9 protein-coding genes are annotated in these 17,525 nt (G+C 35.4%); 4 read left to right on the top strand and 5 right to left on the bottom strand.

Going from position 1 to position 17,525, the window contains the following annotated elements; translation table 11 throughout:
• Positions 1-44: 44 nt before the first annotated feature.
• Positions 45-2,018, bottom strand: coding sequence for a glycoside hydrolase family 48 protein (locus Bccel_RS08440; RefSeq protein ID WP_050753282.1), 1,974 nt, complete (start codon positions 2,016-2,018; stop codon positions 45-47).
• Positions 2,019-2,345: 327 nt separating this feature from the next.
• Here Bccel_RS08440 and Bccel_RS08435 point away from each other — a divergent pair, with 327 nt between their 5' ends.
• Complete coding sequence (locus Bccel_RS08435; protein WP_242856996.1) at positions 2,346-4,478, top strand: RICIN domain-containing protein; 2,133 nt, start codon at positions 2,346-2,348, stop codon at positions 4,476-4,478.
• 212 nt (positions 4,479-4,690) lie between these two features.
• Here Bccel_RS08435 and Bccel_RS08430 read toward each other — a convergent pair whose 3' ends face one another.
• From Bccel_RS08430 to Bccel_RS08415, 4 genes are all read right to left on the bottom strand, one after another.
• A complete protein-coding gene (locus Bccel_RS08430) occupies positions 4,691-5,194 on the bottom strand; it encodes a transglutaminase domain-containing protein (RefSeq protein WP_036937843.1) in 504 nt (167 codons plus the stop codon).
• A 128-nt stretch (positions 5,195-5,322) separates the two neighbouring features.
• Complete coding sequence (locus Bccel_RS08425) at positions 5,323-6,828, bottom strand: methyl-accepting chemotaxis protein (RefSeq protein WP_036937840.1); 1,506 nt, start codon at positions 6,826-6,828, stop codon at positions 5,323-5,325.
• 463 nt (positions 6,829-7,291) lie between these two features.
• Positions 7,292-8,368: an S-layer homology domain-containing protein gene (locus Bccel_RS08420; protein ID WP_050753281.1), complete on the bottom strand. Its 1,077-nt coding sequence runs from the start codon at positions 8,366-8,368 to the stop codon at positions 7,292-7,294.
• A gap of 404 nt (positions 8,369-8,772) precedes the next feature.
• Entirely contained in the window at positions 8,773-9,867 is a 1,095-nt protein-coding gene (locus Bccel_RS08415; protein WP_050753280.1) for a hypothetical protein, read from the bottom strand.
• Between the two features lie 621 nt (positions 9,868-10,488).
• Here Bccel_RS08415 and Bccel_RS08410 point away from each other — a divergent pair.
• The 3 genes from Bccel_RS08410 to Bccel_RS08395 all read left to right on the top strand — a co-directional run bounded on the left by Bccel_RS08410 (position 10,489) and on the right by Bccel_RS08395 (position 17,504).
• Positions 10,489-15,735, top strand: a complete 5,247-nt coding sequence (locus tag Bccel_RS08410) for an RHS repeat-associated core domain-containing protein (RefSeq protein ID WP_050753279.1) — start codon at positions 10,489-10,491, stop codon at positions 15,733-15,735.
• Complete coding sequence (locus Bccel_RS08405) at positions 15,732-16,676, top strand: ankyrin repeat domain-containing protein (RefSeq protein WP_242853187.1); 945 nt, start codon at positions 15,732-15,734, stop codon at positions 16,674-16,676. Before Bccel_RS08410 ends, Bccel_RS08405 begins: the two co-directional genes overlap by 4 nt.
• A gap of 504 nt (positions 16,677-17,180) precedes the next feature.
• Complete coding sequence (locus Bccel_RS08395; RefSeq protein WP_152965962.1) at positions 17,181-17,504, top strand: hypothetical protein; 324 nt, start codon at positions 17,181-17,183, stop codon at positions 17,502-17,504.
• Positions 17,505-17,525 lie beyond the last annotated feature (21 nt).

The following is a 17,525-nucleotide window of genomic DNA, read 5'->3' as shown; positions in this document are numbered from 1 at the left end:
CAAACGGTTGATTAAAGGTTCTTATATAACTATCCTTTATAGAGTTAACGGTTAGTTTTGCCAAAATTGTTTGCAATAATGATAACATCTTTCATATTAATTGCACCATCTCTATTTATATCACATTCAATTAAAAAGCCAGTTTCACCTGATGTAAGGCCAAAACAGCCTGCCAGTATTATCACATCTGCCATATTGACTATTCTATCACCATTTATATCACCATCTGGAAGGATAGACTGTGTTGGTAGGGTTGGAGTTGGTGTATAAGCTGGAGTAGAGGTTGGAATATCACTATCCTGAATATAGGCTGCAAATAGTGCTAGTGCAATCTCGCATTGAGTTGAGAAACGGTGATATTTAAACATAGGACTAACTCCTGCCTCGTATGCTTGATATAAATTATTCCAACTTGGGTCTTGCCTTAATGCAGGTCTTGTATCTATATATTTACATCCGTTTTTAAGTTTTGCACCCTGGCCGTTATTAGATTCCCATCCTTCGGGGATATAAATCTCATTGTCGAAAACTCTTGAATAGTCGCCTCTTTGCTCTTCATTGGTAAAACCTGAATCATCCTTATTACTTAAAACTAAAGTATTAAGCAACTTTTCACCAATATCTTGTGCATCTGCATCAAAGTAAGAATATTTCTTAGTTGCATATGAATATGTAAGAAGTATCCTTGAAAGAATTGCGGCAGCTTCCAAATCTGAGCTCATTGATGTAATGGTGGCATGGAGATAAGAGTTGCCTGTATAGGTGCCGGTCCAGGTATCTGGCATACCTTCCCATTCTATTTGTGATGGAATTTCAAAACTTTCAAAATTATCTACTTTAACATATGGTTTAACCCAATCAACCCATTTTCTAAGTATACTATAAGCCCTCTCATCTCCAGTTTGATAATAATATTCCGCAAGGTTCACTATGGACCGGCATTGAGATAGGAAGCTCCCGTTGCTTAATTGATCAAAAGTACCTGGACTTACGTCGTATGTCATTTTATAGAAATGGGACAGTTCTTTAGGAGGTGTCTTATAATTGTATCCCCACGAGTTGGTACATCCGCCTGCGATAGCACCTTCAGCAGACTGAAGCCATTGTAAAAATTCCAATTGCATATCAATACTTTTGTTCCAATCTAATGATGCTCCGGAAAGACCAGTAACCAAATTAGATGTTGATGAGAGTGCATATGCAGCTAGAGGGTTCTGATTTTTTTGGTGGAGGATATCACTTCCTTTAATCCATGCAAAATCGTTTGGTTCAACGTTTGAACCCCATGAATACCCCGATGAAATAAGATAATGGAAAGCACTGGCACCATCACTAACAGTATCTACTGAATTACAGCCTATAGGCTTCATGTACTTGTCAAGCATTGAATACCTGAGGTAGTTTCCAAGTTTGCCTGCTGAGGATGTGGAGCTTTTGACTTCAGAACCCATATTTTGTTCAGATGCCCACTTGTTAGCATAGTAGGCAGACTTAATAATATTTGTGTCACCAGTTGAGGAAGTGATATAGGTCCAGGGTTTGGGTAGCATATCTGATTTATATACAAGGGATGAAAAAGCAGGCTTACCGGTAAATGCATCCCATGCAGGTATCATGAGCCTTTGCCAAATAGTTTCTCCAGGGCCTCTTCCTGTAATGTTGATTTTGGATACACGGCTATTTACTGTGCCCATATTCCCATATTTGTGCCAGTTATCAACATCTAAAAGATTATGTATTCCTAATATTGTTTTTTTATTATAAAATGAAGAAAGACTCCAATACAGGGGATCTTTACTACCTTTTACAAGCCGGTTAACTTTTTGAGGATAATCTAATAGACTTCCTTCAGGATAATAAAAGGAGCAATCATTGAAATTGTACCCCGATTCAAAGCCAGGCTGCTCAACATTACTAGGTATTGCATACTTTGAAATAGTATCCCATGCCTTATTGTAACCTGACCAATCGCCTGTGAAATAGCCTTGAGCTGCTTCTAACTGCAGGTAGTGAAACAATAAGACTAAGGGAAAAACATAAAACTTTTTTAGAAATCTTAAACATAAAATCCCTCCTGACTAATAAGTTGGTATATTACGGCGATTTACAGATACAGAAAAAGTTTATTTTGTGTAAAACAAAAGTTACAGTACAATTATATAATATAAAGATTAGCTGGTAGAATGTTTCAACTTGCTATTTGTTGTATATATTTGTTTATATATTTAATGTCCAGTTATGTGCCATCATTTTAATGTTGTAAAGATTTTGCCTGAAAAATTGGCCTATAAAATGATAAAATAATTATATAATCAGTATGAAAAGTTTAAAAAGGAGATGATATCTTGAGGAGAAAGAGTTTTATTGCTTTTATAATGTCTGGGAGACTATGGTGTATACTGCATCGCAATTTCTCACTGCAACAATCAAAGTTGAAAAATCATTTCATAATTTTTTTGCTTATGTTTATTATGTCTGTATCCTGTATTGTTCCAAGTCACATTTCTTGGGCTGCTGTAGGATCGCTTAAGAATGGGACACAGTTTAAAGATACTGCAGGTAATATTATTCATGCACATGGAGGCGGCCTTATACAATATGGCGGATATTACTACTGGTATGGTGAATATAGGGATAGTTCCAATTTGTTTTTGGGTGTTCGCTGTTATCGTTCAACAGATCTTATGAATTGGGAGTATAGGGGAGAGGTTCTAAAGCCCAGTTCTGCTGCTGAATTAAACAGATGTAATGTTGAAAGGCCAAAGGTAATGTACAATGCATCAACCAAGGAATTTGTAATGTGGATGCACTGGGAGAACGGAGTACACTATGGAGAAGCCAGGGCAGCTGTGGCATATTGTAAAACGCCTGACGGAAACTTTACATATCAGGGAAGTTTCAGACCGTTGGCCAATTCAGGAGTGGTTGACCATGGCAAAAACGGATACATGTCCAGGGACTGTAATGTTTTTGTAGATACTGACGGCAAAGGGTATTTTATATCAAGTGCAAATGAGAATATGGATTTAATGCTTTATGAATTGACTCCAGATTATAAAAATGTGGCATCTCTTAAAGCAAAGCTATTTGCCGGATCTCAACGGGAAGCTCCATGTATTATAAAAAGAAATGGCTATTATTATCTTATTACATCAGGATGTACAGGATGGGACCCCAATCAAGGAAAGTATTCATATTCACAAAACCTTGCCAGTGGCTGGTCAGCCCTGACTAACTTTGGAAATAACACTACATATAACTCACAGCCTGCGTTTATAATACCTGTTCAGGGAACAGCCGGAACTACTTACCTTTACACGGGAGACAGATGGGCCGGTGCATGGGGCGGCAAAGTAAATGATTCTCAATATGTTTGGCTTCCGCTAAATTTTGTATCGGATACCAAGCTTGAGTTAAACTATTACGATACAATAAAGATTGATGCTGCTGCCGGTACGATCCGTGAAGATATGGGGAATGCACCATGTTACAAGCTTGTAAATGAAAACAGTGGTAAGGTTCTGGACGTTTTAGACGGATCAACTGTAAATGCTGCTAAAATAATTCAAAACACTGATAGTGGGAGTGAATCACAAAAGTGGTACTTTGTTGATATAGACGGTACCTATAAGAAAATTGTCAATGTCAAAAGCGGAAAGGTGCTGGATGTTAATAATGAGTCCAAGGATGACGGGGGCTCTGTCATACAATATACAAGTACCGGTGGTGCCAATCAGCAGTGGAAAATAGTAGATAACGGAAATGGTTACAATAAGATTGTAAATAAAAACAGCAGCAAGCTTCTTGATGTTAACAAACAATCAACTGAAGATGGTGCACTGGTTCAGCAGTGGGCTGATGCAGGCGGAAAAAATCAGCATTGGAAGCTTGTCAATGTACAGCCTTCCAGCAATCCTACACCAACGCCGACAAAAGTAATAACTCCTACAAAAGCACCGACCCCTACACCAACTAATGTTCCATCGCCTACCAACGGAATAAAGTATTTTAAAGTAAAAGGATACATAAGGCCCGATTTCATATTTGATTCAAGTATGGCACCCAAGGTAAAAGCGGGTTTCAAGGTGGAAATAGAAGGCCTTGGAAAATCAGATTTAACTGACGCCAACGGATATTTTGAAATTTCAGATGTACCAAGCACTGCGGGGTGTGCAGTTGTAATAAGCAAGGTGCAATATATGCAGAGGAAATTAACAGGTATTAATGTACAAAATGATACTGCTGTTTCATCAGAAGCCCAACCAATATTTATATGGGCAGGAGATGTTTTGGTTAATGGAAACAAGGATAATACAATCAATATGGCCGATATATTAGAAATGGCTAAAGGCTTCAACAGCGTAGCCGGGGACGGTAAATATAGAACTGATTGTGATTTAAATGAAGATTCTGTAATCAACATGTCTGACGTAATAATTGTTGCAGGTCATTTTAACAAGACTTCCTCAGATTATTGATAAGTAGTGAAAATCCAACAAGGGGGCCCGTTCCACGGCTCCCTTGTTGGATTTATGAAAAAGTTTGGTGTATAATGCAATGAAAGAGTACTGTTTGTATTCATTGTAGGAAAATATAAGAAAAGTACTTTTAAGTCGGCGATTTTGTGGTTTAGTAAATTTTGCAGTGTTGAACAGCTAATTAATAAGTTCATCCTTCTGCCTTTCTGCCATCAAAGATGAATTATCGACTCTTTTAGCCCAGAAACTATCGGGGAATAGGGAAACAAGACTTTGATATTCCTTCTGAGCTTTATCATGCTGTCTATCAGTTTCCACTCATCATTAATAAACACCTCAAGGGTTGTATGGTTTTGGACATCTCTAAGCCGACTGTTTATATTGCATTTATTGAGAAGAGTCGCCAGTGTAAACGCTTGTTGGTCACACCAGCTTACTCCCATAACCAGATTGTTATATGCAGTTTTGTCAACTGCTTTATATTCAGGATCTATATTTTGATTTTCCTTAACATAGTTAAACAAGGCGATTAGTGACATTAAATCATTTTGGGAATTTTCTGTAATGGTGGCAGTTAAATGTTTATAAGTCAGTTCTCTATAATAAAAGTCACAGATTTTATTTGGAGGTAAAAGAATAATTAAGGGTATAGCTATAAGGAGTATAGAAGTAAAAGCCAATAGTATTATGCTGAATTTCCTTTCAATTCTTCGCATTTATCTGCCTCCAATTATATAAATTGATTACTGCCGATAGATATGTCAGTTTCTATGTTACTATAATCCTTACATAAAAATCTCGGCAAAACTGTGGCAAAATTAGTGGAGAAATAATGCAAGAATAGTTAAGATAAAGCTGATTCTTTTGCCATTAATTTTAACTTGTCGCTTGAAAATTTAATTTCTGTGATTAATTTACTAATATTTTCTATGTCGCTGTTTGTACTGTCAATTGTAGCTGATACTTCTTCAAGGGATGCTGCATGCTGTTCGGATATACTTGCGATATTTTCTGTTTTTTCTTGAATTTTAATAAAATTGAATGCCATATCCTTAATCATATCTGATTCTTTATTTATTGTTTTACTCATTCTCTCGAATTCTTCCTGCATTTGTTCAAAATAGTTATTGACATAGTTTATTAATTGGTTTCCTGCTTTTACTGCATTATCACCAAGCTTAACCTTATCTACTACCAATTTGGTTTTTGTCGTTATTTCTCTAATAATATTATTTATATCCTTAACAGTATTTGAACTTTGATCAGCAAGCTTTCCTACTTCATCAGCTACTACAGCGAATCCTTTTCCTTGATCTCCAGCCCTAGCAGCTTCAATTGATGCATTAAGTGCCAATAGGTTTGTTTGTTCTGAAATTTGTGTGATATCTTCAAGAAAACTGTTTATATCAGCAATATTTTTTTCAAGTTCATTTACTGTAACCAAAGAGGTATCTACAGCCTGAAATATAATTCCCATTTGGGTATTCATTTGTCCTATTTTCTCCAATCCCTCGGTTACTTTACCGGAAACTTGTGAAACATGATCCAAAACCTCTTGAGATATTGTAAGGCTTGTATCAACATGAGTTTTGACATCTGACATTTTTACATTGATTGCACCAAGGCTATCGGCTTGTTCGCTCACACCTTTTGCCATTTCATGCACTGCAGTATTTATATTGGATATTGATGAATTTGAGTCCGAAATGTTATTATTTATGTTTGAAATATTCAAACTTAGGCTCCCTGATTCTTTTTCAATTTCATTAACAGCTGTACTCAGTTTATCATAAAAACCCAATGCTTTCTGTTCATTTGATATGGAGGCTAGTATTAATGATTCACCCCATTTTGTTAGAAAAAACAATATGCTGATTACACAATTAATATAAGCCAGCAATGCAAATAGAGTACCTATATTATTATATTGGCCTATAAACAAATTGTTTGTAGCTCTCATAGACACCAGGACAATTAAAACATTTAAAACTACTCCAAATATAACAATCAGCCTTTTTTTAAAGTACAATGAAATCATTGCAATAGAAATAAAAAACAAGTAGTGGTTACCCAGAGTAAATGTGGAACTTGTCAAGGTATTGATCAGACCAATAATTGCGGGAACAAGACTGAATATAAATGCTTTTATATTATCATATATGGGTAAAAAGTATACTGCAGTAAGGACACCGCAAGTGATTGCACATTTGATTATAATATCCAATCCCTTAGTGAACTCTAAAGCACTGATTGCAACAATACTTAGAACTATAGCGATAATATAGACGCATATGAGGTTTACAAAATGTACTCTTTTTAAACTATACACCTGCTGGATTTTAGATTCCATACTCGATATTCCTCCCTATGATTATTAATTAGATAATATTGTTATATAAATTCAGACTATATGTTTTCCAATAATCATTATATATTTTAATTATTGCAAAACATTTTCCTTGATCTATATGTTGCGAAAAATTCATTTTTATATTGCAAATACAGACGATTCAACTGCATTTGCTAATGTAAATTTTTTTCGTAACATATATAGTTGAAAATTTAAAAAGCCAAGACATTATATCTTTTATATCGGAAAATGTTTCAAAATCATTAGTTATATATTATTGAACAATAACACAGATAAAAATTTTTAATGTTATAAACCTGGTTGTTCTTACTCAAATGGGATATTTATGAATGTGATGGATTAATTTTCGGTGTCTGCTTTGAATACCAATAGAAAAAGAGTGTTGCGTTACCTACTCTCAAGTAGTTTTGCAACACTCTCCAAATATAAGATGTTTTACTATTTATTTTTTCTTAGTTTCACTGCCGTCTGAGTTTCTTGTATAGCTGTGGTCGAGGCTGCCTTCTGCAATGTATCCGTATGCCCAGTGTGTTTTATTTACATCTACAAATCCACAATCAGCATCTTTTAATGGACCGCGATTTAGAAGTCTGCATATAATTGTCACACATTCAGAACGCTTAATCTGAGCATCCGGTTTAAAGCTGCCGTCGCTATAGCCTGCAATCAGTTTTGAACGATATATTTCTTCGATAAAGTTCTTTGCCCAATGTGTGTTGATATCTTTAAAATGTACCTTTACAGGCTCTATGTTTTTAAGTTTTAAGTATTTTGCAAGTGCAGTTGAAAGCTCTGCCCTTGTAATAGCTTTGTTCGGCAGGAACGTTCCGTCATTGTAACCGCTGAATATTCCGCTATTTACAGCTGTGACTATGTAATCATATGCCCAGTGTTTGTTATCAACATCTTTGAACTTTTTGCCGGTATCTTTAGCTTTAGCAAGGGATAATGCAGTAACCAGTATTTTTGCAACTTCTGCCCTTGTTATCATGTTCTCAGGCCTGAACTGCTTGTTCTCATAACCATTTATAAATTTGGTATGAGGTTTGCCTGCAATTTTTTTAGAGAATCCCATAAAGTTAAAGATTGATTCGTCATCATCAGTTTTTGTCATCTGGTTAGCTGAAGATATTGTTGCTTTACTTGACATATTTACCTCAGATGCACTTAATGCACCAAGCTTAATCTTAAAGATAATTTCGCCAGTTGCTTTACCATTAAGGGATCCGATATCCCAGGAAATTGTGTTTCCTGAAACTGTGCCTTTTGCTGCGTCAACGACTGTTGTATTTTGAGGTATTTCAGCTTTAACAACAACTTTCTCAGCAGGTGTGCCCAACTTATTGTTGTAATAGACTGAGAATGCAACTGTGCTATTTTCTTCATATGCAGTTTTGTCTGATGTAAGGAATACCCCTAAATCAGCTGGAACTGGTATTGGAGTTGGAGTTGGAACTGCTATTGGCATTGTTGACACAGGCTCAGTAACAGCTGATGGAATAGGTGTAGTTGACTGCACAGCTGGAATGTAAACATAACCGCCACCGCCGCCGCTAGTGCCAGTGCCAGAATTGCCTGGTGTTGGTGATACTGGTGTTGATGATTTGATTGTAACTTTAACAGGTTCAGAATAAACTGACTCATTACCAACAGAATCAACGGTTTTTGCTATTATTTCGAAATCTCCAACTTTTTGAGTTTTCGATATTTCTGCTTCGAATTTTGAATTGATATCTTTATAATCATGCCAGGTTTTACCATCGTCATAGCTGTATTTTGAAGTAACAGGACCATTAATTTCTTTAATCTCTTTAGTCTCATTATATGTTTTTAAATCTATTACTTTATCTATACCATGATTAATTACGAATTTTATCGGTTTATCAGTTACAGTACTATCACTCTTTAAAACGATTTGTGGTGCTAATGGGGTGCATTATCTATGTTTACAATTGTCTTAGGTTGATCACTACTTATACGACCGAACTCATCATAACAAGCAGCAGTAACAGTCAGGTTTTCGTTTAACTCAAAGCTGTTTGTATAGAGTTTGTTAACATATTCCTTTGATGTTTTATAACTATAATATATTTTTACATCTTTTTCGGGAATAGTCGCCTGTGAAGATGTAGGATATATTATACTAACAGTTACTTTTTTAGCATATGTATCTTCTGGAATAATCTTGAATTGAGGTGTTGCAGGTTTTGCTGTGTCTCTGTAAAAAGTACGAATAATTTCATTACTCTTTTTGAGTCCATCATCTGCCCATATTTTAACTTCATATAAACCTTCATCAGAAAGTTCTCCCAAGGGTAAATAGCATGTGAAATTTGATGTGCCTCCATTATGTTTAATAGTATAAGGACCTTCTAAATTTTTACCCGGTGTTTGTTGGAATGTCAATGGAGTTGGTGTTGGTGTTGGTGTAGCTGAAGTAGTTGGGACAGAAGAAGCAACTGAGGTAGCAGAAGAATTTGCAGCAGTTGTTGGAGTCACAGCTACTGATGCTTGAGTTGCTTGTGGTGAATACTTATTAATTAAGTAGTATAGTTTTATATTTTGTTTATTAGGATCGTTTACTGAACCATTAACTTCTATGTATTCAAATCCGTTATAACGTTTGATGTTTGATGGTGGTTGACTGATGTTTAAAACGGGAGCAGTATTTTTGTTATAATTAATCTTAAATTTGTATATGTAACCGTCACTTACAACTTCTGCATTGTCACCATATATTGAACCTGTTATTGTGTTTCCATTTACTTTTTGATTAAGGATTACATTATCTGATGACTTCCCAGGAACTTTTAGAGATTCAATCTTTGTTACCTCTAAAAGATCTTCAATTTCAAACGTAAAATCTTCAGGTCGATCTTTAACGCCAAGATACTTGGCTTTCCATTCCTTAGTCGTTTCTTCCCCGTAAACTAACGAAACATTTTGAACAATTACCGACATTGCAAGGATAAGACTTAATACTACTGCTAAAGACTTGCTAAATGTTTTTCTTTTCATAAATTAACATCTCCCCTTTTCTCTTTTTGTATTATCTTAGAATGAATATTACATTCATTTGAAACCTTTATATATCTAATGAAAGTTTCAAAATGCTCTATCCAGTATATACAAAATTTGAAAAAAATTCAATATATGCCGATATAAAATTTCCTACTCATAAATGATACATTGACACTATATTTGCTTATTGATATTCTATAGTAAATGTTAAAATTTACATATATAAAGGGGCAAGATCTTCTTGAATTAAAATTAATATTAAAAATTACTACCCTATAAGAAGATTTTATCTTATAATGAATATAAAGTAACTTTTTGGTATGATGCATGAATGAAAATTTACTTTCGCTTCCCAAGCGGGTGTTGATGAGTTAAGTAAGCACATAAGGAATGCCTTAGAAATACTTCGTATTCTAGAGGACAAAATCCCGACGATTTAACGGGGTTTTGGTCGATGAGAATGGACGTTATTTCTTAGCCATTACTAAGCGAAAATTATAGCGGAAGTTATTTTTTGATCATGACTAAAAGCAGAATAATTGATTGTAAAAGTAATATAGTGCATTTTATATAAAACATAAATAATGTATTTGATTTGAAGTAGGGGGGGTGCAGCATATGAATTGGAAAAGTACAAAGATATCTAAAACTGACTTGGAAAAGCTAAAAGCAGGGAAGCTGAAACAAGAGAATAAAAAGAAAAAGAAGAAGGCATCACCAAAGGGAAAGGGCATGAGCAAAAAGTCAAAAAGCCCTAAAAGCAAAAATCAGGCAACCCAAAATGTATGCACTTCAGGCGATCCTGTAAACGTTGTAACAGGAAGTTTTTACATAGATGCAACAGACCTTTTGATTGAGGATAGAGGAATTAATCTTGAGATAAAAAGAAAATATAACTCAACTGACGAATCGGTAGGCCCCATGGGAAAAGGCTGGACCTTTGAGTTTGAAAGCAGAATAGAAAGACGCGGAGATGAATTGACTTATGTCTATCCTGACGGGAGTGTTAAGGAATTTGAGAAAAAAGAAGGCCAATGGATTAACGCAAGTGACGATGATGAGTCAGATAAGCTTGTGGAGCTTGAGTCAGGCCAATTTTCTTTAAAAAACAAAGACAAAAAGACATTTATATATGACAAAAACGGAAAACTAACTTCCATTTCAGATAAAAACAACAACACATTAAAAATATCTTACAATCATAAAGGTGAAATCGATACCTTTATAACTCCTGGCGGAAAAATTATCACATTTACATGCAGTGCAGGTAAAATACTTCAGATAACCGACAACATAGGCAGAACTGTAAAATATAAATACTTAGGAGACAACCTTTCTGAGGTTACACTCCCTAATGGGGGAACTGTAAAATACACCTTTGAGCAGGGGTGGATTACAACTGTTACCGACCAAAACGGCATTACATATGTAAAAAACGAATATGATGAAAAAGGCCGGGTAATAAAGCAGTTTGATAAAAACGGAAACATCACAGAAATGATGTATAATGACGATGATAAAGAGAACGTGTTTATATTTCATGCTACAAATGTAGTTGAAAGGTACAGGTTCAACGAGCAAAACCTTTTATCCGAAAGGGTTTATGCTGATGGTACCAGCGAAATTTATACATATGACATATATGGAAATAAAGATTCCGTTACAGACCGCTTGGGAAGAACTACAGAATATGTATATGATAAAGACGGGTATCTATTGGAAGAGATATATCCAAATGAATATACAGTTACAAATTACTATGACAGCTTCGGAAACCTGATTAAGACTACAACAACAGGCGGTTCCTTGAAGTTATATATCTATGATGGAAACAGCAATATTACCGAGGAAAAGATACTTATTGAAGATGACATATATTCAATAACGAGCTATTCATACGATGAGCACGGAAGGCTTATTGAGAGGGTTGACCCCGAAGGAAATGTAACAGAATTTGAGTATGAAGACCACCAGATTGATAAGCCTACTGCAATAAAGGATGCTGAAGGCAATGTATTTAAATACAAGTATGATAAAGCAGGCAGGATGCTTTCCATTACCACATCCTACGGAACAGTAGAATACACATATAATTCTCTTAACAAGGTGACCAAAAAGGTTGATGCATTAGGTAATGTTACCCAAATGGAATATGACATGATGGGAAACCTTGTTAAAAAGATACTTCCTGGCAGCAGGGATGCGGCTGCTGAATACGAGTTTTACTACGATGACATGGATAGGCTTGTTAAAACCATTGACCCATTAAAAAATGTAATGGCTTTAAAGTATGATATACATGGGAATTTAGTTAAGGAAGTTAATCCAAACTTTTACAATAAGGATACCGATGATGGTATCGGCGTCGAATATGTATATGACCAGAGCCAGAGGAAGATAAAGAATATTTACCCAACAGGAGGAGTTGGAAGAACAAAATACGATCCTGTTGGAAATGTCATAAAAACCATTGAACCTGGAAGATATGATGTATATTCTGATGATGGTGAAGGAAACGAGTATGTTTATGATGAGCTTAACAGGCTTTCTCTCATAAAGGACCCTGAAGGAAACACTGTTAAAGCTTTTGAATACGATAATGACGGCAGGGTGGCCAAGGAATTTAATGCTAAAGGCCATGCTGTTATTTACAAGTACAATGCGGTAGGATGGCTTATTGAGAAGAGGGTTCCTGTAGATGAAAAGGACTCAAAGGCACAGTATAATATAACACTGTACAGTTACGATAAAGCAGGTAGAAGGATTGAAGAAAAGGTTTCACAAGTATATGTGGATGAAAAGAAATATCCTGAAGAGTGGAACACTATAACTTATGTTTATGATAAAAACAATCGTATTATCGAGGTTTCAGATTCCACAGGAGCAAGAATCCAATATTCCTACGACTGCCTTGGCAACAGAACAACAGAAATAATTAAAATAAATGATAACAAAAATAAGATTATAAGGTACAGATACAACAGCGTTGGCTTGTTGGAAAAGAAGACTGAAGAGATAGATGGAGACGATCTTGTAGAAAAAATAGAAGGTAAGGCAATTGCCCAAACCCTTTACAATTATGATGGTAACTATAACCTGACTGGGGTTACAACTCCCCTTGGCTACAAAACCCAGGTAAGCTATGACAAAGCTGGGAGAATCACAGAGGTCAAAAAGGTCTTAGGCAAAAACGAAGCCAGAACCACAACCTATGAATATGACAAAGCAGGCAATCTAATTAAAGAAACAGATTGCAACGGTAGTTCCATAAAGTATGAATATGACAGTATGAATAACAGGATCAGGATAATTGACAGGGAAGGCGGAATTACAAGGCTGTTTTATGACGAAGCAGGCAATGTGATTAAAAAGGTATCCCCCAAAAACTATGATTCTAAAACAGATGACGGAATAGGAACCTCCTTCGTATATGACAGTCTTAACAGGCTGACAGAAGTAGTTGATGCCCTCGGCAATGTTGTGGAAAAGAGAAAGTTCAATGGTGCCGGTGAACTTGTTGAGAAGATGGATGCAACAATGCTGGCAGCAGAATACAAATATGATATTGGCGGAAGAATAAAGGAAATATCAACACCTGGTGCAAAGCAAAAGGGGATTGCATCACAGCAGTATACTTATGATGCAATGGGCAATATAACCGGAATTAAAGACGGCGAAGGCAACTTGGCCCAGCATAAGCTTGACTTGTGGGGAAGGGTAACAGAAATAGAAAAAGCCGACGGAAGCCTGGAAAAGTACAGCTATGACCATGCCGGCAATATTGTTAGTGCTACCGACGGAAATGGAAGCACCACTGAGTATGTGTTCAACAGCTTAAACAAGCTTTCACAGATTGTAGACCCGGCAGGAGATATCATATCCTTTAAATATGATTTGCAGGGAAGGGTAGCCCGTAAGGTAGACAGAAACAGAAAAATAAGTGAATTTATATACAATCAGGATGACAGTATAGTGCTAAAAAGAGATATGGCATCAGGCTACCGCGAGGAGTATGCTTACAACCTGGATGGAAGCCTTAAGTCAGCTGTAAATGGTGCTGTTAACTATTACTATGAGTATACTCATGACTTTAAGTTGAAGTCAAAGAGAGTAAATGGAAAGCCTGTAATAAATTACAGGTATGACAAGGACGGCAACCTTATAGAGCTAAAGGATATTTTAGGAAAACTTACTACCTACAAATATGATGAGCTTGGAAGGCTGTCAGAGGTATGGGATGCATCACAGAAAGAAGCTGCCTACACATATAACCTTGACAACACAATTGCTTCTATATGCTATGGCAATGGGACAACAATAGAATACAGCTATGATGAGGATAAAAATGTAACATCTATAGTGTCAAGAAATAAAAACGGTGAAGAAGTTATCTCACATAATTATTCCTATGATAACAATGGAAACCAGATCGAGAGAGTTGAAAATGGCTGTGTTACAAGCTTCATCTATGATAAACTCAACAGACTGGAAAAAGTGGTTTATCCTGATGTGGAAGAAACATTCAAATATGACTTTGCAGGAAACAGGATATTAAGGACAAAGGGAAATGTAAAAGAAGAATACAGTTATGATAAAAGAAACAGGCTGGTGGAGAAGGTTGAGGGAGGAGCACATACCATTTACCAGTATGACTCCCACGGAAACCTTATACAGGAAAGCGGCAGGCGTGGAATTACCAAGTACACCTACGACTGTTTCAACAGAACTACATCTGTACAGAGTGTAGAAGGCGGATTCATAAAGAATGTTTACGATCCTGAAGGCTTAAGGTATGAGGTTCAGGAGAATGGTAATATCAGCAGGTTCGTATTTAGCGGAAGAGATATTGTATCGGAGTTGGATGGTGGAGGTAGTTTAAAACATTCTACCATAAGGGGGCATGAGCTTCTTGCACATAAGGAAGTGACAGGGAAGAGTTATTATTATGTTAACAATTCACACGGTGATGTCACTGCATTAGTTGACGTTGCTGGTGCAGTGGTGAATAAGTATCAATATGATGCATTTGGTAATACAGTTGAAGCTGTTGAGAAAGTACATAATAGATTCCGTTATGCAGGAGAGCAGTATGATCAGGTTACAGGACAGTATTATTTGAGAGCTAGATTTTATAATCCAGTTGTGGGGAGATTTACACAAGAAGATACATACAGAGGCGATGGACTGAATTTATATGCATATGTACAGAATAATCCTGTAAATTATTACGACCCAAGCGGGTATAGTTGTGAAACTAAATCTAATGTATATGGCCCAACCTTAGAGGAAGCTGCAGATTTAGCTGCACATATTTATTCCGGAAATAAAGGAGATATGCGGCCAGGAGGTTGGAAACTGGTGGATGTTTATGATCCAGGAACCCTACGAATGGGAGTGTATGCAAGAGAAGGAACGGGTGGCAACATGGAGTATGCTATAGTGAATAAAGGTACAACACCTTCAAAATTAGGAGACTGGAAGAATAATGTACAACAGCCTTTTGGTGCATCAAAAGATATGAAAAATTCTATTGCATTTTCAAGAGATTTTGTAAAAAATCATCGTGATGCAAATATAACATTTATCGGTCATTCAAAGGGTGGTGCGGAGGCTGCTGCAAATGCGTTAGCAACAAATAAAAATGCTATACTTTTCAATCCTGCTACGCTTTTTACAAGTTCTTATGGATTAAAGACTTCGGAATACACGGGCAATATGACTGCCTATATTGTGAAAGGAGATATTTTAAATACTATTTTTGGTCCAATATCAAAACCAATTGATAGAGCAGTATACTTGCCACGACAATCTTGGAACCCTATTACAAACCATTTAATGGGTGCTGTACAGGAAGCAATAAAATGATGAAGGGACAAAATATAACTATGATTATAAAAGTAATTTTTAGTGCATTAACTCTTGCGGGTATATTATGTTCTTGCCGTTTTATAAGCAAGATAGATAGAAATGAGAGTAATATTACAGATGTGAAAATTTATAAAGATACTGCAGCATGGGAATTAGCATTAGCTGTAAAAGACCAAAAAGTTAAAATTATTGAGAAAATATTAAAAGATAATAAGGAGTTAATAAATTATCAGGAACCTAAATATGGTGCTACATTGTTACTATGGGCCATAGGTATGGAGAAGTATGATTCAGCAGAAACATTGCTCAAATGTGGTGCTGATCCAGATATAGCTTCTACAAGTGAGGGAGAGACTCCCCTTTTCTTAGCATCGGGATACTCTTGGGTAGATAAAGATGCCAAAAAGGATGTTAAATATGTAAAACTATTGTTGAGCTATGGTGCTGATCCAAATAAAAACTATGTCGGAAGTAATATTGATGGGAAAAAAACGATTATAGAGCCAGGAACTAGTCCATTAATGTATTCAATTAGTTGTGGCATAGAAAAAACAAAAGCTTTAGTGGAAGCTGGAGCTGATATTAATTACAAAACAAAGAGGGGAAAAACAGCAGCAATTGAAGCATTATTAGAAGATGGGAGTCCAGAGTATGCACATTATTTAATCGTACAAAAGAAAGCAAAAATAACAGAGCCATATTACAGAAGAGAAAGTTATGGCAATGAAGATCCAAATGAAAAATTTTATCCAGTTACTCTATTAAGAGACTGGGTTTATAAGTTAGATTCAAAAGAATATAGAATGAAAATGGATATTATTGAAGAATTTGCCCGTCAAGGCGTGAATTATTGGGATGCCAAAATTTATAATGACACACTTGAACATATTAAAAAACTTTACCCTGATACATGGGAAGAATATTTAAAAAAATATTAATATATAAGGAAAGGCTGGTTTTACGCCAGTCTTCTTAATTCCTGGAAAGCTATTAGGGAATATCAGGGGTGGTGGAAGTACCAGTTCTTTACATAATTTTGGGGTAGCGTAAAATGAAAAATATTATTTTTAAAATACCAATAATACTAAGTCTTATAAATTTGTTTGGTTATTTAATGTACCAACTTCATGACTATTTAATGGATGGAATGATTAAAGATATTATAAATATTGTTTGTTATATATTTCATCCTACTTACATGATCTTATTTTCAGGCTTAATATCAGCTATTGCAATTACAATGAGTGTATTCTTTATATATAGGAAGGCTATATCTCTTACTAATAATGTTGTTCCGATTGTATTAAATTTAGCTTATATAATTCTATATGTGCATTGGTTTATTTTCAGTGCATAGCATAACAGTTGAGATGTGGCACAATATTAACACAAAAGAAATCGGAACAGTTTATCCCAAATATGGAAAATGGGTTGAAAATATTATGATAAATGAACTTGAGATAATTGCAAATACAAATTCCCTTCAGAAAAGAAGAAATATAACAGGAGAAATCTTTTTCAAAGTAGGAGAATTCTCTTTCCCAGAACAGAACTGGAATGATTTTATTATAATAGTATTAGTCTGGTGGCTTTCAGCTTACAAAACATTTGTTGAAAATGATAAACAGCCATTTAAGCTTATTTTTATGGATGGTTCATTTGAAATAAAGATCAAAAGAATTACTGAGGGGATATTAGTATTAAATTTCTTTGAGGATTATGTTCAGCTACCTGTTGTCAAACATATACGAGTTTTATTTCATTAATGCTTAAGTTGACGACAGATA

It is taken from the genome of Pseudobacteroides cellulosolvens ATCC 35603 = DSM 2933 (genome assembly GCF_001262605.1).
In the GTDB taxonomy this organism is placed as follows: Bacteria; Bacillota; Clostridia; order Acetivibrionales; family DSM-2933; genus Pseudobacteroides; species Pseudobacteroides cellulosolvens.
This window is presented reverse-complemented; position numbering and strand designations above follow the sequence as displayed.

Excerpts from the sequence above, each read along its gene's own strand:
- Bccel_RS08415 (WP_050753280.1), bottom strand. The coding sequence starts at position 9,867 with ATGAAAAGAAAAACATTTAGCAAGTCTTTAGCAGTAGTATTAAGTCTT.
- Bccel_RS08395 (WP_152965962.1), top strand. The coding sequence starts at position 17,181 with ATGATAAATGAACTTGAGATAATTGCAAATACAAATTCCCTTCAGAAA.
- Bccel_RS08410 (WP_050753279.1), top strand. The coding sequence starts at position 10,489 with ATGAATTGGAAAAGTACAAAGATATCTAAAACTGACTTGGAAAAGCTA.
- Bccel_RS08405 (WP_242853187.1), top strand. The coding sequence starts at position 15,732 with ATGATGAAGGGACAAAATATAACTATGATTATAAAAGTAATTTTTAGT.
- Bccel_RS08425 (WP_036937840.1), bottom strand. The coding sequence starts at position 6,828 with ATGGAATCTAAAATCCAGCAGGTGTATAGTTTAAAAAGAGTACATTTT.
- Bccel_RS08430 (WP_036937843.1), bottom strand. The coding sequence starts at position 5,194 with ATGCGAAGAATTGAAAGGAAATTCAGCATAATACTATTGGCTTTTACT.